This is a genomic window from Paraburkholderia adhaesiva (assembly GCF_021390575.1).
In the GTDB taxonomy this organism is placed as follows: domain Bacteria; phylum Pseudomonadota; class Gammaproteobacteria; order Burkholderiales; family Burkholderiaceae; genus Paraburkholderia; species Paraburkholderia adhaesiva.
The window spans coordinates 32,202-57,042 of sequence record NZ_JAJEJQ010000005.1 but is presented as its reverse complement, the minus strand read 5'-3'; the positions used below and the strand labels follow the sequence as shown (position 1 = coordinate 57,042).

Sequence of the window (24,841 nt, the reverse complement as noted above, 5' to 3'; positions counted from 1 at the left end):
GTGGGGAGCGGGGTGGAAGGAGTCAAGATTACCTCTATCCGGCGACACGGATTTGCCTAGAAAAACAGGCTACGAAGAGGATACAAGAGATAATCCGGAAGGGTAGCTAATGGCAATTATCCACCTGACAATATAATTGCCACAGTCCAGTGATTTCGATTGCACTGATTTCCCTGGTCTGCGCGTCAGCCGCCTCCTGGGTCTTCATCTGGCCGGCCTCGGGCTCGTACTTCTTCTTGACGTTTTCAATCTGGATCTTCGTTGACGAGGCGATCGCGCCCTGCGTGGCCGTCATGTCAGCCTTGTCCTGCACTGCGGTGGTGACAACCTCGTCGTTGACCCTGTTCAGCGTTTGCGCGAGCTGCACCTGCTGGGTGAGATTGCGGTTGGCTGCCTGCAGATCGCTGACCTGCTGCTGGGCGACTGCCAGAGTTTCGTTAAGGGCCTTTACCTTGTGAGCCTGATACGCTCCGTACGCAACCAGGCTCGCCACGAGCGCGAACACCACGGTGCCAATGATGACGGCGGTGTACCCTTTCAGCTTGTCGAACATGTGACATCCTCCAGACCGGCTTTCCAGTGGGCGTAGCCCACGGCGATGGCATCGATGCTGTGCTCATCGAGCGATTTGAGCGCCACTCTGCCGTCGTAGTGCAGATTGGTCAGGCGCAGGACCGCGCATTTCATCGCGTCCTTGTCGGCATTGCCCTTGGCACCCACGGCGTTTTTGACACTGGCTGGATCGATGAGATAGAGCGGCTTCCACGCGTCGTAGCGCATTACGGCGCGCCGGATGCCGCAGATAACTTCCATGAGGACGCCGTGGGCCTGGGGACGGCGCAGATTGATGAAGGGTGCCTCGCAGGCAATCATGAATGGCTCAACGTCCTCGAAGAGCGCGAGAAGCGCGTCTTCGAGTGACGCAATCCGACCCAGGCGCTCACCAAAGAGCTGCGAGGTCCAGAGTGTTTCCGGTTGCGGCGAGACATGGAGCGCGTTTAGCGTGTGCGCCGTCGTGCCGGTGATCTGCAGCGACGCCAGATCGACGCGCAGTACGGCCGTGCCCAGATGAACACTGCCTGGATCGATGCCGACGATAGTGATCTCGCTCGGGGAGTCAGCTGGCATGCTCAGCATGGCTGCCTCCTAGCCGGTGGTCGTGCCCGACTGGCTGCTGGTGTTCTGAAGCACGAACAATGGCTCGGTGGCACCGACGCTAAGATTTATGTTCACGCCACCGTTCTGGTAATTCATCGCCTGATAGGTGTTGAAGAACGAGCAGATCTGGGCGCAGATTACTTCGTTCATGTTGAATGAGCCGCCTGAAACCGGCACGTTTACGACCTTGTCGATGCCGCTGACCAACCCGATCTCGTTGACCACCGCATACCGCGGATCTCCGTAGATGATGTTCGCGCAGTTGAGCAGTTCGGTGACGTCCTGTGCACTGAATGACAGCTTGACAATGGCGGCCGCGGTGATGAAATCACCCGAGAGGATATTGATCGACCCGTTCGCGGGCGTAGGCGGCTGCGGATTGAGGTTGGATGCGTCCGGCACATAGGGGGTGATCGTCGACACGCCGTTGGAGACGGTCACCATATCAAGTTCGACGCCGACCCCTGTGAAATCAATCCGGCGCAGGAAGTAGCAGGCGTACACCACGCTGTTCCACGTGATGACCTGTCGCAACGCGTATTGCGCCATCTGTGCTGCGGCCAGATCCGCGCTCACCGGGCGCATGATGAAGGGCAGGTGGTTAAACAGCGCCGCATCCGTTGCCTGATGTTGAAGCGGCTGGGAAAGCGCGACGTTGTCGGCGCCGGCCGTCACACCCGCGCCACCATTGCCGATACAGTAGTAACGCTGCGAAGGGAGAATGCCGGGCGAAGGCGCTACGCCTGCCTGTACACCAAACTTCTCGTTGAGCGTGGTGTTCGCCATCATTGTGAAGGGCAGATTCTGCAGCAGGCACGTCTGCAGATACGCGCCCCATGCAGTGCGCTGACTCTGTTCCATTTAGGCATCCTGATCGAAAGGCGAATACCGACCGGAAGACGCTGCTGATCGTGCTAGTCAGACGGTGGCGTGTAGACGAGACCGCTGAGGTTCCGGACAGGCCAGATATTGGGGATCTGGGGTAGCGGGTCGCCAGGCGTTTGCCATGGCGGTGGCCAGATGCTGATGATCGAAGCGGCCCGATCCGCATCGGACAGCGCGAGCCAGTTCTCAATGCCGATCAGCGCCGGAATGACCGGGCTTCCGGTTGAGACCTGCACTGTCGATCGCACGTCCATGCCCTGCATGCTGACGTAGCCATAGACGTCGAGGGGATCGCGCGCAGGTCGCACGACAAGACCGACGCGCTCATTCACGTTCAGTTGCGCAGAGGTGTCGAGCCGGTTACACATCGCTGCATTGATGTCGTAATCGAAGTTCACCGTCGCGCGTGTGCGATGACGGATGACATCGACTTCGGTAAAGCCGTCGTAGACGTCCTCAACGGACGACGTCAGGTTGGCGCCCGTTCGTATGATGGCCGAGCCGACGTCGCGGATCGTCGAGTCGTTGATCTCGGAAATGAACTGGATGCTGTAGCTCGAGAGCTTCTGCATCATGGCGAGCATGGCCGCCTGCAGGTTGGCAACAGACTGGGTCGACTGCAGATTGACACCGGTGGCCGCCTCGACGAGCGACTGGTACATGAGGCCGTAGTCGTCAGCGGAGAAAACCGAGATGTCGATGTTGCGCAGCTTGAACCATTGCGCGTAGGTCTCGCCGCTTCCGTTGACATTCCCGCTGCTCGTACCATCCCCGAGCTGGATCACGTTGTCGGAGTAGATGCGCTCGACGAGACCGTAGACCATGCCGCGGCGCTCCTGGTGCTCCTGAAACGCAATCAGCTTCCACTGGTTGGTGGCGGCCTGCCAGATTGCGTTTGCCGTGGCGCAGAACGCATCGACTGAAATCATCGGAACGATTGCGGGTTGCCAGGACAACGCTTCGAGGGCGATATCCTGTGTCACAAGACTGGCGTCAACCACGGACATCACGTCTGCGACTGATGGCGTCGGAATGCGTTGCACGCGCGTGGCGATCACGCTCGGGACAGCCTCATTGGTGAGATCGAAGCCGACCGACTGGCAGAAGCAGTAAATCATGAACGCAAAGCCGTCTTTCGCGGTCATGGGGACAATGGGTTCGCCCGTCACCGGGTTGTTGACGACGAGAAATGCGGTGTAGAGATCGCGACTGGAGAAGAAGGCCCAGTGGTGGAGCAGGATGTCTTCGAGCGTGTACGGGGCGGAACCCGTCATGTCGATCATCGCTGAATTCAACACCTTGGTCTGCAGGGTGTTCGAGCGCGAATTCTCCATACGCGTCTGGATATTTGCCTCGACGTCGGGCTGGATCAGCGCGTTGCCCCCGGCAATCGGCTGCTCGTTATTGAGCATCTGGTCGAGCGTCCACGTGGTGTCCGCCACGGCGTTGTAACCCAGGTTCAGCGGAACCGCGTCGAACTCTATCGCCGGATAGAGCGAATCCGGCATGTCCGACACGTCATGGTTCATCACGTAGGCGGCGAGCGGTATGCCGCGGTCAGTGAGCAGCTTCTGGATGAGGGTGCGGAAAGTGGACTGCTTGCCGGCGTTGCGCTCGATGTAATTGATGTTGCGGTAAAGCCAGATGGACTGCACCAGCGTCAGCTGGTCGTAGTAGGCATCAAGCCCCAGATGCGAGGCGAGATACTGTCTGACGTGGTAGCTGTGGGCTTCGGCGGTGCCGCAGGCCGCAAGGCGATACGAGATGATCGCCATGAGCAGGCCGTAGTACAGATTCGAGTTCTGCACCGTGAAATAGAGCTCATCACTGATGCCATACTGGGGATTGAACCACCGTACCTTGAACGCCTTGATCCAGTGCTGGAGTCTTTGCACCAGGCTGAACTCATTGGGTTCGATCAGTGACGATGGCCATCCGAGAATGTCTCCGTCCGCAGCGTTGATTGCGGCCTGAATGTCTACGGGATAGATGATTCCGAGAATCAGGAACACCTGCTTCGGGTATTGCGTGACGAGCTGCTGATACTCCCACGTTCCAAACTGGTACGCGGCCGCCGTCGCGGTGTGGAGCTTGAGATTGTCGACGGTGAAATCGATGATCTCCATGGTGTCGAGCGATTTCACCTGCATTGGGGAATCCGTCGCGTGGTACTGGCCCGCGACGTTCAGGTAGTACTTCCACGTCGTCGGATCTGTCTCGTCGAAGGCGATTGATCCGTAGTAATCCTGCACATACTGGTTCAGCCCATCCACGCTTTCCTGAGACTTGATGGTGAGCGTGCTCGCGAGCTGGATGCACTGGTTGATATAGACCTGTAACTCGTTGGAATTGCTCGATGCCACGACGGTGCTCCGGCGTTGGTATTCCGGGATTCCTCGGGAAAGGGGAAAGCGATGAGCTCAAGCGCCTACAGGCGGGTGATTGAATCAGCCGCAACAGGCAAGAAATTTCACGTCCTCCAGCTCGTGCGCCGCGACCCGGAAACCGCCGCGATGCTTGCCAAACTGGTTCCGTCGACCAATCCTCCGCAATACAACCAGGAGGGGCAACGCGAGATCACGCAGCCCAATCTGTACGAGTTCCGCAATGCCGCGGAGCAGACTGCCCGCAACGTCAACGACGCGGAAACCGTGATGGGCCTGCTGCCCGACATGGAGCTCGCGCAGCAGGTGCTGGTCGCCAGCATTGGCTCGCCGAAAGACATGATGTCCATCGACCTGACGTTCACGCCGCCGGAAGGGCTGATGCCGCCCGACGTGAGCGGCGCGCTCATCGATCGCTACCGCCGGCATTTCGAGCAGGTCCATAAGATCAAGGCGCTCATTCCCGAGATCCTGAGGGCCGCGCTCTTCAGGACCGGCTCGTACCCCATCGCCGTGATTCCCGAGAATTCGGTCGACGCAGTGATCAATGGCGAGCAGCGTCTGTCGATGGAGGCGCTGTCAGAGCATATCTATGCCGATGGCACGATCCGGCCGCTGGGGGTACTCGGGCCGGTGCAGAAGTCGGCGCCCACCGAACAACGAATGACCAGTATCTCGGCGGAGTCGTTCGCGGACTGGCGCTTTAACGGCTGGGAAAGTCGGCATGTGGGGCAGGTCCGGTTTGAGCTCGGCTTCACGCAGCCACTACCGCAGGAAGATGTGTTCCTGAGCGTGACGGACAACCCGACGGTGCTCAAGATTCCCGAGATCAAGCAGAAGATCCGCGAGCGCCGGATTCTCGAATCGCTGAAGTCACCGGCACTCGAAGCGGTCGGCTACGGCCGCGAGATGTCGATCGCGGAGATGAACGACCGCGAGCTCACGGGCGTGCTGTATCGCAACCGGCAGTACGGGTATCAGCCCATCGCGAGCGTGAAAACCCAGGAGCAGCTCACGCGGCGCACGGTCGGCAGCCCGCTGACCATGCATATCCCCTCCGAGGCGGTGATTCCCGTACACGTGCCGGGCACGCCAGAGCATCAGGTCGGTTTTTTTGTGCTGCTCGACATGGAGGGGCACCCGATCGTGCGGCAGGCCATCACCGACTCGTATCAGCAGATGACGCAGCAGCTGAATACGGGTGGCTCGTTCCCCTCGGCGATGATCAACAAGGTGAAGTCGCAGATGGAGGGCTTCAACTTCACAAACCGGGAATCGCTCGACTACAGCGCGCGTGTCTATGGCGACATGATCGAGCAGGATCTGCTCGCGCGTCTGCGCAATGGCGTCTATGGTTCGGGCGTGGAGATCGCCCGGCGCGAGGAAGTCTACCGCGTGATGTTCGCGCGGGCGCTCGCGAAACAGAACAGCCAGTTGCTCTTCATCCCCGCGGAGTTCATGACCTACTTCGCGTTTCGCTTCAACGAGAACGGCATCGGCGAGTCGTTGCTCGACGAGATCCGCATTCTCAACGGCCTGCGCACAACGCTGCTTTTTTCGAACGTGATGGCAGGCGTGCGCAATTCGATCGCGCGAACGGACGTCAAGATCAAGCTCGACGAGGAGGATCCGAATCCCGAGAAGACGATGGAAACCATCATGAACGAGACCGCGCGTCTGCGTTCAAACCAGATGCCGGTCGGGATCAGCTCGCCTTACGACGTACTGGACTTTATTGCTCGCGCCGGCTTCAATTTCGTGGTCGAGGGGCATCCGGGCTATCCGGATGTGAATATCGATTTTGGCGAGAAGAACACCAGCTACGCCAAACCTGACACGGATCTCGAAGACAACCTGCGCAAGCGCGCGCTCATGAAGGTGGGTACGCCACCGGAGCTTATCGACACAGCGAGCCAGCCCGAGTTCGCGACGTCGATCGTCACCAGCAATACGCTGATGTCCAAGCGCGTGATGCAGTTGCAGGACGAATTCCATCCGCAGCTTGCCGCGCACATGCGCATCCACGCTATGAACACCGCCGAGACGATGGCGGACCTGAAGCAGATCCTGCGGGACAATTTCACGAAGCTCAAATTCAGCAAGGAGGACCGGCAGGACGCGAGGCAGTATTCTCACACCCCGCCAGATCGAAAGGCTGAGGTGCCGGTGGTGACCAACAGGCCGGAGCTTCCTGCGGGTGACAAGAATGTCGGAGAGCAGCAGAAGGAATATCTCGTTGAGCAGATCCTGGTCGAATTCCTGATGAACGTCGAGGTGTCGCTACCGCGGCCGAATTCGTCGACGCTTGAAAATCAGGTCACGGCGCTCGAGACGTACACCAAGGCGCTAGAAGCGGGGCTCGAAGCGTGGATTTCGGAGAAATTCTTCAACGTGGATACGGCCGGCGACGTGGCGGCGAAGATCGAGACCTTGAAGGAGGTGGCGAAGGCCTACTTCGTGCGGCTGTACATGATTGAGAACGGCATGCTGCCCGAGCTCGCGCAGCTTACGACGATGGATGAAGACGGCAAGCCTCTCGTCGATGTTTTCAAGATGCAGACTGAGCACATCGAACAGCTGCAGAAGGCTTTTGGTGACTTCTTCAAGGGGCTGCTGCCGATCACCAACCGGGCCAACGAGAAGTTCAAGACCGTGCAGGACAAGAGCACGACAGAAGCCACCGACAGTTACTCCTCGAGTTCGGACACCTCGGGCGGCGAGGACTACGGCTTTGGAGGCGGTGGTGGCGAAGGTGACATGGGCGGTGGTGAGATGCCGGACTTCGGTGGCGGAGGGGGCTTTGGCGGCCCGGAGTCGGGCGAAGGAGAGGGCGAGACTGCTCCGACGCCGTCTGAATTTGGTAGCGGCGCAGAACGCGGCGAGGCCACTTCTCACGAACCCGAGGAACCTGAAAAGGGAGAGAAGGAGGAAGAGGACGAAGAGGAGCGCAGACGTGGAGATGGCGATGAAAATTCGGGTTCGTCGATCTAGTCGGATGGCATGTGCCGGTGCGAAATGGCCAGCGGGAGACTGGGAGGATTGAGCGTGATCCCCCAGGCTGAGAGCAGTTCGTCGAACGATGGCGGGCTCGCGAGGCCAGGTCCAGTGGGCAGAGCGCGCCCGGTCAGGCGCAATTCAAAACATTCGCGACCGCTTTTCACGGGCAACTGGATGCGTACAATCGTACCGTGGCGGGTCGCGTACCCGACTGCGTCGGATAGAGCACGCGAGGTCATCAGCCCCGCTGCGGCGATCTGCGCGATTGTCGCGGGCTGGTTTTCCGCGAGCCAGTGCATTAGCAGTCTTGCGTTTTCATGGACCTTCATTCGTTCATCTCCACGGGACCACGCAGGCAGGTGCGTGAAACCCAGAGTCACGTCTGGAGCGGGACTTCAGGCAATGGCCGGCGCGTTCGCGCGAATGAGCTGTTCGAGCCGGTCACTGGCGCGTGCAATTTCGGACATGCGCGTTTGCGTTAGCATGCGATCATATTCATTCACTACGGGACCCAGATCGGCGAGCAGGGCTTCACTAACTTGCCAGTTGCCGGTCCGGTCTGCTTCAAGCAGGACGTCTGCGAGTCCATGCTCGACACGCTCAAGGAAGTCCATATCGAGCAGGCCATGCCCCGCTTCCGTAACGAAATTTGTCACAAGCACAACCTGCGAAAGCTGGTTGATAAGATCACGTGTGACTTCGCCCCGGCGCACGCGCTCTAGCGTGATTCTCGTACGCAGGACGAGGTCGGCAGCCTCGGCACGTGGCATCGGCAGAAGCATTGCTTTCGAGCGAATGCCTGCCACCTTTCGAGACGATGGTGTTTTTCGCTTCCTGTTCATGATTCCTCGGGCCGATCTCCTCAGGGCCCCGTCTGCGCCAGCAATCCACGCCGGCTCGTGTCTGTCAGCTCAATGGTGAACCGTTCGGGTAGGGGCTCGATCGTTCGCGGCAAAAGCGGCGATCGGGTCATCCTTCACGGACTGATGTGGGCGTGGTGCGACGTGCTTGACTGCCAGTTGAGGTGCCGGTTTGGCGGGCTGGCAGTGCGCGGCGTGGCTCGCACATGTGTAAGCCGCCTTGCTGTGTGGCGCTCGGGCTTCTTCCTGCTTTAACTGCTGGGGGCTCAGCCATTGCTCGCTATACGACGCGCTTGCTTTCACTGCGGTACCTGCCAGGGCGATGAGTACCACGCTTCCCCAAAGTCGATTTTTTTTCATACTATCCGGTATTGCTTCTACGTTGCGACTCATCCTTCGTGTGAGTTTTCACGAGGCGTGATGCGATGTGATCAGGTGGTCGCCGGCGACGGCGATTCGCTACCGGTTGCGGTCCGGATTGATAAGCCGTTCGACACGCATGCGCCCGGGTGGCTCGAAATAGGTCCCGAACCGAACCAGCCCCGCCTTTTTCAGATGGCAGACCATCGTGAAGCTTACGAGCAGCCCCGGGTCCGGATTGTCATTGATCTCGATTCCGACCGAACGAAGGCGCGGTTCGAACTTCAGCAGCGTGCCTTCCATCTGGTTACGCAGATCGTGGACCGAAGCCGGCAGGTTCTTGTAGACCTCTGTGAGATCCGGCAGACCGTAGTCGGGAACATGCTTGAGAGCGCCGGCGCGCGTGTTCAGAATGCGCCGGATGTTCGCCTGGACGCTCAGGATTTCGAGCGTGTTGTCGTCGTGATCTTCGAGCGCTTCGCCATCGATGTGGCCGAGCAGCATGTCGTACAGGGACGGTCCCGCGGGCATGGTGTCAAGTCTCCTCAGGCGATTGACGATTCAGGCGCCGCGGCCGCGGCAACCGGCGTGTCGGCGTCAAAAAAATCAATCGTCAGACTGCCCTCGGCCGAGCTCGAAAGTTTGATCTTCGTGGGTGCCTTGCCGCTGGCCATGCGCGTCAACAGCTCGCGCGAGACCGCCGGGAGAATGCGCTGATTGAGGAACGCATCGACGTTACGCGCGCCGGATTCACGCGCCAGGCACAGCTCAGCCATCGCGCCAATGAGCGAATCGTCACAGACCAGCTCGACGTCGTGCTGCCGGTGCAGGCGTTCCGCAACTTTCGCGAGCTTCAGGCGCACGATCGCGGAGAGCGCTTCCACATCGAGCGGCTGGTACACCAACGTCTGGAAGCGGGCGAGGAGCGCGGGCTGGAAATGTGCAACGAGTTGCGGATGGATGGCCTCGAGGAGCGCCGGCTGCGCAATATCCGAACTGTCGGTGGTCACTTCATCAATCTGCGCGCTGCCGAGATTGGACGTCATCAGGATCACGCAGTTGCGGAAGTCGATCTCGCGTCCCTCACCATCGCGCATCGTGCCCCGATCGAATACCTGATAGAAGATGTCCAGCACGTCGCGATGGGCTTTCTCGACCTCATCAAGCAGCACGACGCTGTACGGGCGCTGGCGTACCGCTTCGGTCAACACACCACCGCGGCCATAGCCGACATAGCCCGGGGGCGATCCCTTGAGCTGCGACACCGTGTGCGATTCCTGGTACTCCGACATGTTGATCGTGGTGAGTGCGGCCTCACCGCCGAAGAGCAGGTCAGCGAGCGCCAGTGCCGTCTCCGTCTTGCCGACCCCGGAAGGGCCCGCAAGCAGGAAGACGCCGAGAGGCGCATGCTCGTTCTTCAGACCTGCCTTCGCTGTACGCAGGCTTTCTGCGAGAGCGGCCAGCGCCTCGTCTTGCGCGACCACGCGCTTCGCGAGTTCGGCCTCGAGCGTGAGCAGTCCCTGCAGTTCGTCCTCGAGCAGATTGCCGACGGGCACACCCGTCCATTCGGCTACCACTCGCGCGATCGCCTGCGCGTCCACATCCGCAAAGATCAGCGGTGCCTTGCCCTGCGCATGCGCGAGTGCTTCATGTGTTTTCGCGAGTGCAGTGTCATCGCCCGTCGCGTTGCCCTTTGGGGCCTCACGCTGCTGGAGCACTGCCTGCACGAGGGCAAGTTCCTCCTCGTATCGTTGCCGCAGCGTTTCCATCCGGGCTTGCGCATCGGTGAGCGCCGTTTCGAGCGCCGCACGACGACCATCGACATCGCCGATACCAGCACGCGCGTCATCCTCGATTGTGGTGAGCTCCAGCTCTATCGCAGCGACCGCGGCGCGGGAGCGCTGCAGTTCCGCCGGCGACGATTCGAGACCCATGCGCACGCGTGCGGCCGCCGTATCGATGAGGTCAACGGCCTTGTCCGGCAGCTGTCGTGCCGGGATGTAACGGCGCGCCAGCTTGACGGCGGCAACCAGCGCCTCGTCGCGGATGTGAACGTTATGATACTTCGCGTATCGGTCCTTGAGGCCGCGCAACATGAGGCAGGCCGCGTCGTCGTCGGGCTCCTCGACCTTGATCATCTGGAAACGACGCTCGAGCGCGGCATCGCGCTCGAAGTATTCCTTGTATTCCGACCACGTGGTGGCCGCGATGGTGCGTAGCTCGCCGCGCGCCAGTGCCGGCTTGAGCAGATTGGCCGCGTCGGCGCCGCCGGCGGCGTTACCCGCGCCGATCAGGGTGTGCGCCTCATCAATGAAAAGCAGGATCGGCTCGGCCGATGCCTGCACTTCATCAATGACATTCTTGAGCCGCTGCTCGAACTCGCCTTTCACACCCGCGCCGGCCTGCAGGAGGCCCAAGTCGAGCGTAAGAATGCGCACGTCGCGGATCACGTTCGGCACCGTGCCTTCGGCGACGCGCAGCGCGAGGCCTTCAACGAGTGCGGTTTTCCCGACGCCCGGTTCGCCCACGAGAATCGGGTTGTTCTTGCGCCGGCGTGCGAGTACGTCAACCATCTGCTGGATCTCGCGATCCCGACCGAACACGGGATCGATCTTGCCTTCGCGCGCCTTCGCCGTGATGTCGATCGCAAAGCGGGTGAGTGCGTCGCCTTCCACATTCCGCTTGACCGGCTGCGACATTCTTTCTTCCTGCGCGGGGTTAGTGCTTGCTGTTGCCGTTGCGGTCGCTGCCGAACGTGTTTCCCGCTGTTCCGGCTCGTTCTCACAGGAGAGCCGCCCGAGGCGCGGGAGCAGGCGCTGGATCTGCACACTGCCGAGCGACAGCAGTTGCCATGTCTTGGGTGTGCGAAGGACATGCGGCGCATCGACAATCGCCTGCAGGACATGCCCCGAACGGATGGCCGGGTCGCCGGTGCCGGAAGACGCATGAAACGAGGCTTCCCGCAGGACGTGGGCCAGCTGCTGGGAGAGACTGGGGCGGCCGCGCAGATTGCGTGGCGTGTGTTTGATGGCCGCGAGCAGGGCATCCCAGACCGCGTCTACGTCGAGATCGTAGTGATTCAGTATCGCCGGGATATCGCCGTCCCCGGCCTCGATCAGTTTGAGCAGCCAATGCTCGACCGTAATCTCGTCCGCGAGCCGCGTCTGGCACAGGCTCGCCGCGGCTTCGAGCGCGTTCGCGCAGTAGGGATTGAGCTGACGCAGAAGCTCGCTGGTATCGCGGGAAGACGGGTTTCGGTCGTTGAGCACGTTCATGTTCGGGCTGTTCGCACGTCTGAAGAGGGGGCGGGACGCTACCCGCGCACCCGCCCCTCGAAAGAAAAAAGGCCAGTCCACCAGAGTGATCTGAGCGGACTGGCAAAGGAAGGCCGGCAATCCTGAGAGAAAAACCACGCCCGGGGAGGCGCGGGCGGCCTTCAGACCACGGGTAATCAGGAACGCTCGTTCCAGGTGTCCTTGTGGATGATGTTGCCGTCCTTGTACGACCACGTGATCGTCTCGTAGCGCAGCTCGACTTCCTCGAGGTGGTTGTGCTTCTCGTAGTCGGGGATTTTGATGTCGAGCATCTTCGGACGCACCGCGACGATCTTCACGTTCTCGAGCTTGGTGTTGAAGTACTCTTTTTCCTTGCCTGCGTCGTCGATCTTGTACCACTTGATCTCAGCCGACTTCAGCGTCTGGCCGCTCGTCACGGCCTTGTAGAGATACGGCGTCGAGGCGTCAGTTTCTTTCACGAGCTTGATCGGCGCGTGCACACGCGTTCCCGTCAGCTTGCCGGTATTGCCATCGGTCGGAATATGCAGGTCGTGGTCGAACGAAGTGACCTCGACGCTGCCTTCGCGGCCCTGGACCGTCACCGAGCCCTTGATGTCGGCGCCACCATCGTCCTTGAGCCACATGTATGCCGGAATTGCCATTTCTTACTCCCTTCTTCTTACTGCGACAATCGCCCGGAGTCAGTGACCGGGCTTCATCATCCCAAAGCCAGTGCTTCGGGGGCTAAAAGCTAACTCGCCGAAGCTCTGCCATCTGCCTGGCTCGCGTCAGGGGACGAAGTGCCGGCGGAGCGCGAGGAGTTTTGCGGCGCCGAGTCCGGCACCAGCGTGATCTCCACGCGGCGATTCTTCGCGCGGCCTGCATCTGTGTCGTTGCTCGCGATAGGACGCGTATCGCCGTAGCCCTGAATGGCGAACTGCGTTGACGCAAGGCCGGAGGCCTCGATCAGCCAGTCACGCACGGCTTCGGCTCGCGCAGTCGAGAGTTTCAGGTTGCTGTCCGGATCGCCTACGTTGTCGGTGTAGCCGGCCACGAGGATCCGTTTGTCGGGATGCGCCTTGATCATTTCAAGCGCGTCGACCATGACCCGCGTGGAACCGTCCTTGAGTTGTGCCTTGCCGCTGTCAAAGAGCGACATGCTGTCGAGCGTCACAACTGAGGGTGGTGGCGGCGGTGGCTGATAGGATGCGATCGCCGTGTTCAGTGCCGGAATCAACTGGGCGCCACGGTACATGCCAAACGACAGCCGCAAGGGCACGCCGCTGCGCTGGTATTCCAGAAGTCTGTCCCGGTCCGCCACGAGCGCCTTGAGGGCGTCCCGTCGAGCGGCATCATGATCGGCCGGGATCATCGAGTAGCGTCCAAGATCCGCCCCGATATGATCCAGCAGCGCATGGTTGTTTCGGCCGGCGGCCCAGAATGCGATCAAGGCAAGGCATCCGGCAATGCTGAGCACGTGTGCGAGCGCGCGCAGCCGCGGGGAAACCCAGAGCTTTCGCGGGGCGGCTTCAACGATGGGTTGCGGTAGCGGCCACGGGGCGGGGGTTGCGGCCAGAGCAGGCGGATTCAGTCGTGTGCGCATTGCCACGGCAGCCTTCCATGCGCTCAGCGCTGTGTCCTGAGGGCCGCAATTGATCCACCCGATGCCATACAGGTTCCAGAGAGCGGCCGGATGATGCCGGTCGCGCAGCGGACCGATGACGGCACGTTGTGTCCAGTCAACCAGCGCCGCAAGTTCTGCGGCGCGCCAGGCTGGGGCGCTGTCATTTTCTGATTGCCATGCTGCGCGTTCGGCCGCACGCACGACTGCCTCAAACCGTGACGCATCCTCGAAAGGCGTCGCGCTGGAAACACCGTACCAGCGTGCAGTCTGGGTCTGCTCGTCGCGGGAGCCGAGCCGCTGGTATATCGCGACATAGCCGGGCAGGCGCGTACCCAGGAGCCTTGTTGCATCGCTCACTGCCTGGCGGATCAACCTCAGCTTCTGCGCAAGCGCATCGTCGTCTCCGTATGCCGCTGGCGTGAGGGTCAGCACGATCCCTTCCGGCGCACGACCGTCGCGCCATCGCCGCACGGCCACCGCAATACGCGGCAGGCTTTGCGGATTGCCAATTCGCAACCAGATTGCGCCTTCACCCACCCATGCAAGTTGCTCTCTCCCATGCTCCCGGTCAAAAATCTGCGCGAGACCATCGCCAATGACGAAGAACACAGGCATGCGCGTGCGCATGCTTGCCGGAAGGTCCGCCGTCGTGGTGCCCAGCGCGGCCATGACCGCCTGTTGTTCATCCTGACGCTCCCGCAGTCGCCATGTCCGGAACAGCACAACTGCCGCGCCGAGGACAAATGCCCCGGCGGCAATCCACCACGCGAGTACCCGGTCGACCGGCAGCACCGCAAGCGCGAGCGCGATGACCAGCACGGTCGTCAGCCCGGCAACCCTCCGGTGGGGGTAGCCGCCATGGAAAATCTGCCGTGAGGCCTGGGAACCCGCTAGCATCAGGTTTTCGCCGCCAACAAGTGGGAGACCTGCAGATCGAGGCCTTGCCCGATCAGCACGAAGACGATGGCGCCGGCTGCACACACGAGTCCGGCGATTGCCCACGGCGAGAGCCGGTAGAACCAGTCAAAGCGGTGCGTGCGTGTCGCATCGACGATAAGGCCTGAATCTTCCGAAGGCGTCAGGTTTGCCAGACGCTCATTGAGGGACCGGATGATAGCGGCACGCTGTGATGCGCCTTCGCGTGCATACCGACCCTGGAAGCCCAGGCCAAGCACAGTCGCATAACACTCGAGCAGTTCCACGTTGGGCGGTGCTTCGCGCATGTGCACGGCAAGCTGGTTGTACACCTGTTCCCCTGCATCGTGCTCGCCATAGCGTTCCACCTGCAACGGCTTCGCTTCCCACAGCGGACGGCTTTCCAGTGGCAGATGGGCGAGCACCGTTTCGTCGAGCAGGCCGCATTGCATGTACAGCGCATCTCGTGCGACCTCAACCGGTACCTTGCGTGCATCCAGGGCCGACGCAAAGTCGTCGGTCAACCTGCGGCACTGTACCCGCAGGTCCTCGACGTCGTTCGTCGTCGCACCCTGCGCCAGCTGCGAGATTTCGAGCGCAGTGTTGCGAAGCAGGGCGCAAAGCGGAAGCGTGCTGCCGTTTGTCATTTGTCGCCTGCCGATGTCAATACAGCGTAGAGTTCCAGCGACGCTTCAGGAATCGTTCCCGGCAGATAGATCTGGCACGTACGCGCAGCGAGCATCCCCGCGAACACGGGATCCTTCGAGTCGAGTGCGAAGTACTGGTTTTCAAGCCGTACGGGAATAGCGGCGGGTACGCGTTGTACCGGGCGAAGTGGCACGCCAGGGAGCGCGGAGTTGACGATATGGGCCACATCGTCCGGCGCGCCAATCTTGCACAGTCGCGGAATCCGTTCGACCAGATCGAAAGCCGGCATCGCTGCGTTGACCGACAGGTACCAGTCGGCGCCTTCGAGCAGGCGATCGTCATGGATCTGTCCGCTCCAGTACGTCGGGCCTTTCTTCAGCAGCCCGATTGGCACGACGCGCGACGGAATGACGGCGTTGAGCAGATCACGAATCAGGTCTTCCAGCTTCGAGAAGATCTCGTCCTGGCGGTCATGTTCGTATGCCGGAATCTCGGCAAGGTTCACGCGCGTCGAGAAGGTCATCAGCGCGCCAGTGAGCCGCGCGAGAATGTGGTAGAGCCGCTCCGGCGGCTGGTACGGATGGCTCGCGAGAAAGCGTAGTTCGGGCCATTGCGTATTCATGGTATTGAGCAGCCAGTAAAGCGAGACGTCTGCCACACCGAACTCGGCGACATCGTCGATGCGCTCGCTCCGGCGCGCGGCCAGTGCAATGCTTTTCGCCTGGAGGATGTCGGCAATGCGTGAAACCCGTTCCTCGTGGCGCGGATGGCCGGAGAGCGCAAGGCAGGGCGGCACCCAGTTGTGGTCGACCTCGAAGACTCCGCGCTGACCACGAACAAGCCGGAAGATCGGGCAGACCAGGTAGTCCGCGTGAGATTCAAAATCGAAGAGCAACTGGAGTGCATGGCGCTCGACAGCAAGCTCTGCGTCCGTCGTTCCGTGCAGGTCAGGCACCTGTGCGTATTCGCGGAAATAGCGCCGCGGCCGGGAGGCCGTCTCTCCTTCAACCCGAGAGTTGTTGCCAACCGCGTCGAGCAATGGAAGCCCCACGTACACGATCACGCTCTGGACATCTGCCCCAACATCACGCGCGAGGTCACGGGCCGGCGGCAGCACGTCAGCAATGGATGTGTCGATCGGCGTGCCATCGGAGAAGCGCATCTTGAGCGCGGAGAGCTTTGCGCGCCCGTTGGGCAATAGCTCTTCATCCAGACCGGCTTCCAGTACACCCCACGGATTGGCGATGGCGAGCGGGACGATCTGTTGCAGGGCGAATTCCCACCATCGACCCTGCTGCTGAAAATGATGTGGCGAGAGCACAATGCCTTCTGCCCAGACCGGTTTGAATGTCCGCATATTCTTATCAATGAGGTTTACTGACCATCGGGTGGCGGATTTTAAACACACGCCCCTGCGTGTCGTCCAGCAATTAATGTTACACGCATACATAACGCGTATGAAGAGAATCTTTCTTCAAGCCTGTTCGGGCTGAGTTCTATCTCAATAATAATCATCCGCATAACCTGAGGTTATGCGCATTCAATGCGTATTGGGTTTTCTAAAGTAAGTCTGACGCCTGTCAACAAAGCCAGGCTTGGCGTTCAAGTCAACATCGCCATTTCCGTGTATTCGCGTAATTACGAAAATTCCGTGGCAATGTCAATCAAACAAGTCTGAATTTAACAAAGAATAAAGATTTTAGAACTCAGCATCAGGGCCTTGAAAGTCATTCGATAAAAATCTCCTTTGACGAATTGAGAAATAAGGGTTCTAATGCAGTCCGGATATAGCGGGTGAATTCAATTGCCTGCGTGAGATGAGTTAGCGGGAGCGTGCGTAGGAGTCCTATTGGCATGCAGTACCTGATGGCCAGGGATGGTTAGGCACCTGCTGCGCCTGCCGGACGGCACCAGCTACGGTGGGTTTGAGTGACCACTTATGGGAAAAGGTATGGCTGACAGCTTCCAGAAAGAAATTCCGTCAAGCAGAATTAACATTTCCGTTGACCTGCATACGGGCGGCGCACAGAAGAAGATCGAACTGCCCCTGAAGCTTCTCGTAGCAGGGGACTTCAGTGCCGGCAAGGCAACGGGCACGCTGGCAGAACGCAAGAAGGTGTCGATCAACAAAAATAACTTCGATAGCGTCCTCGCCGACTTCAATCCCGAACTGAAGATCGCCGCGGAAAACACCGTGGCTGGAGACGGGACTGAGCTTCCCGTGTCGCTGAACTTCCGTTCGATGAAAGACTTCGAGCCGGAACAGGTCGCCCGCCAGATCCCCGAACTGCAGGCCATGCTCGCGATGCGCAATCTGCTACGCGATCTGAAATCCAACCTGCTCGACAACGGCACCTTCAGACGTGAGTTCGAGAAGATCCTGAAGGATTCGACATTGTCCACACGTCTGCGCGATGAACTGTCGCAGATCGCGACCGCGGCAATGCGCCCCGAAGGTCATGCCTGAGACAAAGGCTAAACAGGCCTTCACCGCTTCCCGAATCTCTCTGGCCGCCAAACGGCCGACAGGACATCACATGGCACAGAACGAATCCCAGCAGACCGGCGCGCGCGAAAGCGTCGTGCTGCACGCTCCCGAAGCGGAGCATAACAGCGTCTATCAGGCGCTGTGCGAAAAGATCAACCTTGAGCCGGTCCGCGAAGCGCGCCCGCTTGAAGCATTCCAGAACAGCGACCTGCTTTCCGAGTCGTCGGCGAGCGAGCGTATCGCACGTGGCATGAGCGCGTTCCTCGAACTGGTCGGCAAGGGCGACAAACCCGTCGAGCGACTGGACAAGTCGCTGCTCGACTTCCATATTGGGCAGCTCGACGAGCAGATCAGCCGGCAGCTCGACGCGGTCATGCACCATCCCGAGTTTCAGGCGCTCGAGTCGCGCTGGCGTGGTGTGAAGTTCAACATCGACCGCATCGACTTCCGCCGCAACGTGCGCGTCGAGATGCTCGATCTGTCGAAAGAAGGCCTGCTGCGCGACTTCGAGGACTGCGCCGAGATCATCCAGAGTGGTCTCTACCGTCACACCTATATCGACGAGTACGACACGCCGGGTGGCCAGCCGATCAGTGCAATGATCGCTGACTACGAGTTCACGAACTCGCCGCAGGACATTGCACTCCTTCGCAACATCTCGAAGGTGGCGGCCGCGGCCCATATGCCGTTCATCGGGTCGGTCGGTCCGAAGTTCTTCGGCAAGCAAACCATGGAAGAAGTGGCCGCCATCCAGGATATCGGCAACTACTTCGATCGCGCCGAATACATCAAGTGGAAGAGCTTCCGCGATACCGATGACGCGCGCTACATTGGTTTGACGATGCCCCGCGTGCTCGGCCGTTTGCCGTACGGCCCCGACACGACGCCGGTGCGCAGCTTCAACTACCAGGAAGACGTCAAGGGCCCGGACCACGAGAAGTACCTGTGGGTCAACGCGGCGTTCGCGTTTTCCGCCAACATGGCCCGCAGCTTCATGAATAACGGCTGGTGTGTCCAGGTGCGAGGCCCGCAGGCTGGTGGGAAGGTCGAAGACCTGCCGGTCCATCTGTACGACCTCGGCACTGGTGTGCAGCCGAAGATCCCGACTGAAGTGCTGATTCCGGAGACGCGCGAGTTCGAGTTCGCCAACCTCGGCTTCATCCCGCTGTCGTTCTACAAGAATCACGACTACGCGTGCTTCTTCTCTGCCAATTCGACCCAGAAGCCGTCACTGTACGAGACCAAGGAGGCCACGGCCAACAGCCGCATCAACGCGCGTCTGCCGTACATCTTCCTGCTTTCGCGCATTGCGCACTACCTGAAGCTGATCCAGCGCGAGAACATCGGTACGACCAAGGACCGGCGTGTGCTGGAGCTCGAGCTCAACAACTGGATCAGGGGCCTCGTGACCGAGATGAAGGACCCCGGTGATGAGCTCCAGGCTTCACACCCGCTGCGCGATGCCAAGGTCACGGTCGAGGATATCGAGGACAACCCGGGCTTCTTCCGCGTCAAGCTCTTCATCATCCCGCACTTCCAGATCGAGGGTATGGACATCGGCCTGTCGCTGGTGTCGCAGATGCCCAAGGCGAAAAACTGAAGACCGGTTGCCGGCGTGCATGGACGTGCGCCGGCGCCGCTTTGTCAATTTGCCAGTCGCGACGCACCGGTTGAAATGTCAACCGGTGCATTCGGCGACAGGTTTCCCCCGGAGGGTAGAAGGTGGGTGTCAACGAAGCGATTGGAGCCCTGGGAAGGGACGGCCTGCAGGCCTATCATCTTGATATCCTGGGCAGCAAGAGTGCGCCGGGTTTCGACGTCGTAGACTTTGACGGCGTCGAAGAGGCGGGCGTGCCCACCCGTTTCAGGATCAAGCTAACCCACCGGACCGCGGACCTGCCGGTGGACGATATCCTGACGAAAACAGCCGTGTTTTCGATCCGGCCGCCGACCCTGGCAGGAGTGGCGCTACCCGCGGGCCCGGGTAAGCAGGTTCAAGGTGTCATCACAGGCCTCAACCAGCTTTCCAGCAGCAAGGATGAGACGACCTACGAGGTCATACTTGAATCGCGCATTGCGCTGCTGAGAAACGTCAAACGCTGCCGCCTTTTCCTCGGGCAGACCGATCCCGAAATTGCGGAGCAGGTGCTTCGCGAGCATGGCCTGGGCGCAGGCACAAGCGATTTCGAGTTTACGCTTCGCCGTGAGTACCCGAAACGCGACTTTGTGATGCAATGGAACGAGACGGACCTTGAGTTTATCACTCGTCTCGCGCGCCGCTCAGGTATCTGGTTCGTGATTCGCCAGGGCGAATACGGCGAAGTGACGCACTTCGGTGACGACTTTACGCACTACGAGCGCAGCGATACATTCGTCGCCCCCTTCAGGCCAGCCTCTGGCCTCGAAAGCACTGGTGCAGAGTCGGTCGAAGAGTTCGAAACCCGGGCGAAGACGATCGCCCAGGCCGTGACCGTACGGCACTATAACCATCGCCAGGCACCACAACCCATTGACGGTGAAGCCAACGCCGCTCCGGATGACAAAACGACCTGGGGCACGCCAGATGTCTGGGCTGCAGGCCACCTGAGCGATGATCAGGCCGAGTGGGAAGCCCAACTGCGGCACGAAGCACTGCTGTGCGAAAAAATCGTCTATACGGGCAAGGGCAATGTGCTGTGTGTCGCGCCCGGCCGTGTCTTCCGGTTCACCAACCGGGTGTTGCCGGACGCCGAGTACGGGCAGCTGATCACGCGCGTTGAGCACAGCGGATCGCGGAAGAAGTCATATCGCAACACCTATACCGCGATCCCGTCCGACCTGATTTACCGTATGCCCCTGTTAGAGGCCACGTGGCCCAAAATCCACGGAACCATCAGCGGACGCATCACGTCGCCGGACCGCTACAAGTACGCCTACGTCAACAAGGACGGCCATGTGATGGTCGCGTTCGACTTCGATCGCGACGAACGCACGCCGGGGTTGACGAGTTGCTGGATGCGGGTCGCAAAGCCCTTTGCCGGCGCTAAAAATACAGGCCTGCATTTCCCGAATCTTGACGGGGCGGGCGTCGAAGTCGCCTTCGAAAACGGCAATCCAGATTTCCCGTATGTCGCGCACATCATGCACGACAGTGTGAACCCCGACGTCATCACGAGCGACGATCGCTGGATGACTCGCAACGTCATTCATACGCAGTCGAATAATACCCTTCAGATGGAGGATTTTGAAGGGGAAGAGCACATCAAGCTCGCGACCGAGGGCGGTGGCAAGTCCCAGCTGAATCTTGGGAACATGGTTGACTCCGGTCGCGAAAAACGTGGCAGCGGGGCCGAGTTGCGCACCGACGACCATGCAGCCGTTCGCGGCGCTAAGGGCGTGCTGATTTCAGGTGATGAACAGACGCGCGCGAACGGCCAGCAGCTCGATAACCGCGAAGCCATGAAGCAGTTGCAAGCGGCGCTCGATAATGCAACCTCACTCCGCGCGATTGCTGAAGCGGCACAGGCGGAACTCGTAGACGTCAAATCCCAGCAAACACGACTCGAGAGCGCTTACAAAGAGCTGAAGCAGTCGATCATCATGCTGTCTGCGCCACACGGGATCGTTGGCGCAACGCCGGAGGATATCCAGCTCTCAAGTGGCCGCCATCTCACGTCAACAACCGGCGGAAATGCTGAATTTAGCATCGCGAAGAAATTCATTGTTGGCGCGGGCGAAGTCGTCTCGATTCTTGCTCAGAAGCTTGGCATTTTGTTGTTCGCGATCAAGGGGAAGATCCAGATTCAGGCGCAAGGTGGACCGATCGAGATGACTGCGAGCGGTGACGTCATTATCAAGGGAAAGCGCGTCATTCTAGCCGGCCAGGACCAGGTTCTGATGTCTAGCGGCGGCGGCGCTTACTACAAGGTAGCTGGCAGTGTGCCGGAAGTTGGCGGCACCAGCAATTTGACCGTCAAGACACCCTCTATTTCAAAGGCAGGCGCAGCGAGTGTTTCGAGCGCGATGCCAAACTTTCAGCAAGGATCCTTTGCACGAAAGTTCTTTCTTCACCCTGAAGGCGATCCCGACACACCGCTCTCGGGTCAACGGTTCCGCCTTCATTTGCCCGATGGTTCGACGACGGAAGGCGTAACTGACGCTAGCGGCACCAGCTCGCTATTCAATCGGGACGATATCGAAAATCTGCGGATAGAGGTTCTGGGATCCAGCCATGACTGATACAAAAACGACAAGCAATACGCTGAGAAATTCCAAGCAAGGCCAAGAGGCAATGCCAATGCCAGCGGGTAGTGGCGCGATGTTGACGTGTAAAGTGCCGGTAAAGCGTCCTATGCCTTGTACAGTTATCGTGATCCACGGTGTGAACGACGACGGCCAGTGCTTCCCGATCGTTGACGAATGGATATGTAAAGGCCTCAATCATCGCCTTGGCCGCGACGACCTTTATCCGCATGAATGGGGCCCATGGAAGAAGGGATCTGAATCGACGCTACCCCAGCTTGACGCGGCAACGCAATCGTCGACGGTTATCTGCAAGGAAGGTCGCTCACCCGTTATTCCATTTCATTGGGGATATCGTCCAGTCGATGAGCTGACCTATCGGCAGGAGCAACAACGCTATTTGAACCAACTTAAGACAGGTAACAGAAATCCGGAGCTGCCGTACAACGCTTACTGTCTTGCGACAAACACTTCAACCGGACAGAACGGCGACAACCTCGGTAATTGGTTGAACGGCGCCCATGCTAAGGACGGCGGCCCGTTCCCGAATGCAACGACGAATCTAGTCGACATGTGGGGACCCGGTCCGAGCGGGGGCGCATACGGTATGGGTGAACTGGCGCAGCGCGATCCTGCCGCACGATTGCACGATAATCCGCACAGGATTTACTACGTCCATGCAGCGAGACGACTCGCCGATCTCATCATCCGGATCCGGAAACACCCTACCGCTGGGTCCGACACGATAAATATCATCGCGCATAGCCAAGGCACCGAAATCTCGATGTTGGCGAATTTCATGGTGGCAGCTGAGGGCGATCGCCCGGTAGACTGTCTCATCATGTGTGATTCGCCATATGGGCTTTATCCCACCGAGGCCGAACTAGCCATGCCGGGAAAGCATCAGTCTAGCGATGCGCGTCGTAAAACGCTGGTGAACTTCACGACGTTGATGCGCGCACAAACCCGGCCGGTAGCGGCCGACAGCATCATTTCGAAAGGAGTCGCGAGTAGTACAACGTGGAGTCAGTCTGAAAACTCTCGCAGCAATTTTGGGAGCGTATATAACTATTTTTGTCCGCAGGATTCCGTTGTTGCGTTGCCGAACATCCAAGGGATTGGCTGGCAGGGAGTTGACGATGAAGCGCTGTCTTCTCTCGGCCCAAACTTCTACCAAAGAGTATTCTCAGAGGGACATGTTGTCGGAGCCGGTCCAGAGAAATTTCTCCTCGGCGGTGTGAGCAAGACGCGACTTGCAGTCGGCGACGCTTTTGGCTTGCCGGGCATGATCGTGAGCAGAATGGGGGGCACGCCCGTAGCAGGGGTGCCTGGTCTCAAGCCGACCGGCGAAGGGAGAACGATTAATGGTGCAAAGCTCCCCCAGACTTACACGTTCCACATTCTCAAGAACGGCGCGGGAACAGGCGATAAACTTGGAGAGCACTTAGCGGGAACCGCTTTGGCAGACGGGGGCGTTCAACCTGTAGCACGGATGGTTGACGCTTCTACTGGGGTTGAACGTGTCAGCCCTGTGGATCTGAATTCAGAGATGTACGGGAGGCAGTTGTACTCTCTTGATGCGGCAAAGCAACAGCTAACGTCAGCTGGCTATCCTTATGTCAATCTCGTTCGTTCTGCTTGGTCCAGCGCGTCGCATCCAAACCAGATTGTCGTTTGGCGATCGGAAACCAACGATGAAGCGCTAAAGCGTCTTGGGCAGCAGTCAGCGGATTGGAGTCAGCACTCAGCGATAACGCTGAGCACCGATACTATCGAAAAGTGCATGACGTATGACTTGGCAATTGGGTTAAGCGTGGCTTTTGACGATGAAATACTGTGGTGGGATTTGATTCATCAGGCGGATTGGAGAAGTAATAAAAGTCCCGATAAGGACGCTCAAAAGTACTTTACGTACGGTATCTTGCCAGGGCTGGTTAAGGAGCAGATGAACAAGCCGAACCTGCCGAAGGGAATAGTGAACGATTTTGCCGGTCCTGGCGTATTCAAATTCGTGAAGGCAGTGACGCCGGCTGGGTTGCAAGACAATTTGATTGACTGGATCAAAACTCCAAGCGGTGGCACGGGTCAGTGGCCGCTACCTATTCCTGATGTGAGAGGCTAATCAATGGATGAATCACTTTCGTCATCGGTGTGGTGGATGGTTCCGCTGTGGAGCATTGCGCTTCTGCTTTGCGTAGCGTTCTGGGTAAAGAGAAAGCGGCTCGCGAGTAGATGGCAATGGATGTGTCTGGTTATGCTCTCCGTTATCGCGGCGATTCCGTTGTTTCCCGCGTTGGCGGCGGAAAAAGTACAACGCCCTCCCACCCAAGTGGTGTACCGATTTGACGAGCATCGCTGGCTGGAATTGACAGGTTGGATGTGCGAAGGTGCGCTGACGTACGTGGATACGGCACAACACGTTAGAACTGAAGTAGCGTCGAAGTTCTACCGAATCCCATTCTTTCCGTTTATCCATCCATCAATACGTTACATTGTTATCCCTTGGTCCGATAGTCTTGCACATTTGACAATCTCCCGAGACGGCGGGCGGACGTTCGGACCAGATGCAATGATTTCTCCTGGATATTCCGCGCGGATTGGAGCGATACCTACAGTTGATGATGTCAAGCAATTTGTGGTCTTAGATGATCGGGGATATATAGAGACAAAAGACGGGCGTCTGCTCCAAAGTTCGCTGCCGGAGGGGGACCATTGGGGCATGGTATATATCGATTCTCCGAAACCTGGTGACGTGCTTCCGAACGATTCGGAAAAACCACCTTTTCGCGACCTGAAGGATCGTGTGCCGAAGGTTGAGGACTATACGGGTTGGACGCGTATGCAATGCAACCCAAATGCCGGAATTGTCCCGCCAAAAAATAGCTTGTCGGGTGTTCCCGGACTGATCTTCTCAGCCGAAGCCTACACGATCGGCGCGCCCATCTACTACGGTTGGCGTGCGTACGCACATTCCCACGGTCACGACATCCAATCGGGTGGCTAAATTGTCGGCGTTGTCGTTCATT

The 24,841-nt window shown here is 59.3% G+C and carries 19 protein-coding genes; 7 read left to right on the top strand and 12 right to left on the bottom strand.

The window, feature by feature from the left end; translation table 11 throughout:
• Positions 1-106 precede the first annotated feature (106 nt).
• The 4 genes from L0U80_RS30320 to L0U80_RS30305 are packed head-to-tail and all read right to left on the bottom strand — an operon-like array spanning position 107 to position 4,406.
• Positions 107-553, bottom strand: coding sequence for a SlyX family protein (locus L0U80_RS30320; protein ID WP_233874915.1), 447 nt, complete (start codon positions 551-553; stop codon positions 107-109).
• Positions 538-1,137 (bottom strand): RuvC family protein, encoded by a 600-nt coding sequence (locus L0U80_RS30315; protein WP_233874914.1) that lies wholly within the window; start codon positions 1,135-1,137, stop codon positions 538-540. Before L0U80_RS30315 ends, L0U80_RS30320 begins: the two co-directional genes overlap by 16 nt.
• Before the next feature lie 9 nt (positions 1,138-1,146).
• Positions 1,147-2,019 carry a DUF7208 family protein gene (locus L0U80_RS30310; protein ID WP_233874912.1) on the bottom strand — a complete coding sequence of 291 codons (873 nt, stop codon included), beginning with the start codon at positions 2,017-2,019 and terminating at the stop codon, positions 1,147-1,149.
• Between the two features lie 53 nt (positions 2,020-2,072).
• Positions 2,073-4,406: a hypothetical protein gene (locus L0U80_RS30305; RefSeq protein WP_233874910.1), complete on the bottom strand. Its 2,334-nt coding sequence runs from the start codon at positions 4,404-4,406 to the stop codon at positions 2,073-2,075.
• A gap of 51 nt (positions 4,407-4,457) precedes the next feature.
• Between L0U80_RS30305 and L0U80_RS30300 the strand changes: the two genes are divergently transcribed.
• Positions 4,458-7,418, top strand: coding sequence for a hypothetical protein (locus L0U80_RS30300; protein WP_233874908.1), 2,961 nt, complete (start codon positions 4,458-4,460; stop codon positions 7,416-7,418).
• Here L0U80_RS30300 and L0U80_RS30295 read toward each other — a convergent pair.
• The 6 genes from L0U80_RS30295 to L0U80_RS30270 form a co-directional block, all read right to left on the bottom strand.
• A complete protein-coding gene (locus L0U80_RS30295) occupies positions 7,415-7,753 on the bottom strand; it encodes a hypothetical protein (protein WP_233874905.1) in 339 nt (112 codons plus the stop codon). The two genes, L0U80_RS30300 and L0U80_RS30295, sit on opposite strands and share 4 nt — an antisense overlap.
• Before the next feature lie 66 nt (positions 7,754-7,819).
• Positions 7,820-8,206 carry a hypothetical protein gene (locus tag L0U80_RS30290; RefSeq protein ID WP_233874902.1) on the bottom strand — a complete coding sequence of 129 codons (387 nt, stop codon included), beginning with the start codon at positions 8,204-8,206 and terminating at the stop codon, positions 7,820-7,822.
• Positions 8,207-8,743: 537 nt separating this feature from the next.
• Positions 8,744-9,175, bottom strand: coding sequence for a type VI secretion system baseplate subunit TssE (gene tssE, locus L0U80_RS30285; protein WP_233874899.1), 432 nt, complete (start codon positions 9,173-9,175; stop codon positions 8,744-8,746).
• Positions 9,176-9,189: 14 nt separating this feature from the next.
• A complete protein-coding gene (tssH, locus tag L0U80_RS30280; protein WP_233874897.1) occupies positions 9,190-11,919 on the bottom strand; it encodes a type VI secretion system ATPase TssH in 2,730 nt (909 codons plus the stop codon).
• A 176-nt stretch (positions 11,920-12,095) separates the two neighbouring features.
• Complete coding sequence (locus L0U80_RS30275; protein ID WP_233874895.1) at positions 12,096-12,581, bottom strand: Hcp family type VI secretion system effector; 486 nt, start codon at positions 12,579-12,581, stop codon at positions 12,096-12,098.
• Between the two features lie 89 nt (positions 12,582-12,670).
• Positions 12,671-14,212, bottom strand: a complete 1,542-nt coding sequence (locus L0U80_RS30270) for an OmpA family protein (RefSeq protein WP_308444906.1) — start codon at positions 14,210-14,212, stop codon at positions 12,671-12,673.
• Between the two features lie 9 nt (positions 14,213-14,221).
• On the opposite strand from L0U80_RS30270, the gene L0U80_RS31745 reads away from it, so the two are divergent.
• Positions 14,222-14,419: a hypothetical protein gene (locus L0U80_RS31745; RefSeq protein WP_308444905.1), complete on the top strand. Its 198-nt coding sequence runs from the start codon at positions 14,222-14,224 to the stop codon at positions 14,417-14,419.
• Between the two features lie 20 nt (positions 14,420-14,439).
• Here the strand turns inward: L0U80_RS31745 and L0U80_RS30265 are convergent, their stop codons facing one another.
• The gene (locus tag L0U80_RS30265; protein WP_233874892.1) at positions 14,440-15,105 is read right to left on the bottom strand and encodes a DotU family type IV/VI secretion system protein; all 666 of its coding nucleotides are present in this window, start codon (positions 15,103-15,105) and stop codon (positions 14,440-14,442) included.
• Positions 15,102-16,463 carry a type VI secretion system baseplate subunit TssK gene (gene tssK, locus L0U80_RS30260; RefSeq protein WP_233874889.1) on the bottom strand — a complete coding sequence of 454 codons (1,362 nt, stop codon included), beginning with the start codon at positions 16,461-16,463 and terminating at the stop codon, positions 15,102-15,104. Before tssK ends, L0U80_RS30265 begins: the two co-directional genes overlap by 4 nt.
• Positions 16,464-17,057: 594 nt before the next feature.
• Between tssK and tssB the strand changes: the two genes are divergently transcribed.
• From tssB to L0U80_RS30235, 5 genes are all read left to right on the top strand, one after another.
• Positions 17,058-17,573, top strand: a complete 516-nt coding sequence (gene tssB, locus L0U80_RS30255; RefSeq protein ID WP_233874886.1) for a type VI secretion system contractile sheath small subunit — start codon at positions 17,058-17,060, stop codon at positions 17,571-17,573.
• A gap of 70 nt (positions 17,574-17,643) precedes the next feature.
• Positions 17,644-19,194: a type VI secretion system contractile sheath large subunit gene (tssC, locus tag L0U80_RS30250; protein WP_233874884.1), complete on the top strand. Its 1,551-nt coding sequence runs from the start codon at positions 17,644-17,646 to the stop codon at positions 19,192-19,194.
• Between the two features lie 122 nt (positions 19,195-19,316).
• Entirely contained in the window at positions 19,317-21,812 is a 2,496-nt protein-coding gene (locus tag L0U80_RS30245) for a type VI secretion system Vgr family protein (protein WP_233874881.1), read from the top strand.
• Positions 21,805-23,937 carry a T6SS effector phospholipase Tle3 domain-containing protein gene (locus L0U80_RS30240; protein WP_233874879.1) on the top strand — a complete coding sequence of 711 codons (2,133 nt, stop codon included), beginning with the start codon at positions 21,805-21,807 and terminating at the stop codon, positions 23,935-23,937. Before L0U80_RS30245 ends, L0U80_RS30240 begins: the two co-directional genes overlap by 8 nt.
• Before the next feature lie 3 nt (positions 23,938-23,940).
• Positions 23,941-24,819 carry a T6SS immunity protein Tli3 family protein gene (locus L0U80_RS30235; RefSeq protein ID WP_233874878.1) on the top strand — a complete coding sequence of 293 codons (879 nt, stop codon included), beginning with the start codon at positions 23,941-23,943 and terminating at the stop codon, positions 24,817-24,819.
• Positions 24,820-24,841: the final 22 nt, after the last annotated feature.

What these genes read in the sequence shown, in the direction of transcription:
- L0U80_RS30320 (WP_233874915.1), bottom strand. Translation starts at nt 553, where the DNA reads ATGTTCGACAAGCTGAAAGGGTACACCGCCGTCATCATTGGCACCGTG.
- L0U80_RS30315 (WP_233874914.1), bottom strand. Translation starts at nt 1,137, where the DNA reads ATGCTGAGCATGCCAGCTGACTCCCCGAGCGAGATCACTATCGTCGGC.
- L0U80_RS30310 (WP_233874912.1), bottom strand. Translation starts at nt 2,019, where the DNA reads ATGGAACAGAGTCAGCGCACTGCATGGGGCGCGTATCTGCAGACGTGC.
- L0U80_RS30300 (WP_233874908.1), top strand. Translation starts at nt 4,458, where the DNA reads ATGAGCTCAAGCGCCTACAGGCGGGTGATTGAATCAGCCGCAACAGGC.
- L0U80_RS30295 (WP_233874905.1), bottom strand. Translation starts at nt 7,753, where the DNA reads ATGAAGGTCCATGAAAACGCAAGACTGCTAATGCACTGGCTCGCGGAA.
- L0U80_RS30290 (WP_233874902.1), bottom strand. Translation starts at nt 8,206, where the DNA reads ATGCTTCTGCCGATGCCACGTGCCGAGGCTGCCGACCTCGTCCTGCGT.
- tssE (WP_233874899.1), bottom strand. Translation starts at nt 9,175, where the DNA reads ATGCCCGCGGGACCGTCCCTGTACGACATGCTGCTCGGCCACATCGAT.
- tssH (WP_233874897.1), bottom strand. Translation starts at nt 11,919, where the DNA reads ATGAACGTGCTCAACGACCGAAACCCGTCTTCCCGCGATACCAGCGAG.
- L0U80_RS30275 (WP_233874895.1), bottom strand. Translation starts at nt 12,581, where the DNA reads ATGGCAATTCCGGCATACATGTGGCTCAAGGACGATGGTGGCGCCGAC.
- L0U80_RS30270 (WP_308444906.1), bottom strand. Translation starts at nt 14,212, where the DNA reads ATGGCCGCGCTGGGCACCACGACGGCGGACCTTCCGGCAAGCATGCGC.
- L0U80_RS30265 (WP_233874892.1), bottom strand. Translation starts at nt 15,105, where the DNA reads ATGACAAACGGCAGCACGCTTCCGCTTTGCGCCCTGCTTCGCAACACT.
- tssK (WP_233874889.1), bottom strand. Translation starts at nt 16,463, where the DNA reads ATGCGGACATTCAAACCGGTCTGGGCAGAAGGCATTGTGCTCTCGCCA.
- tssB (WP_233874886.1), top strand. Translation starts at nt 17,058, where the DNA reads ATGGCTGACAGCTTCCAGAAAGAAATTCCGTCAAGCAGAATTAACATT.
- tssC (WP_233874884.1), top strand. Translation starts at nt 17,644, where the DNA reads ATGGCACAGAACGAATCCCAGCAGACCGGCGCGCGCGAAAGCGTCGTG.
- L0U80_RS30240 (WP_233874879.1), top strand. Translation starts at nt 21,805, where the DNA reads ATGACTGATACAAAAACGACAAGCAATACGCTGAGAAATTCCAAGCAA.
- L0U80_RS30235 (WP_233874878.1), top strand. Translation starts at nt 23,941, where the DNA reads ATGGATGAATCACTTTCGTCATCGGTGTGGTGGATGGTTCCGCTGTGG.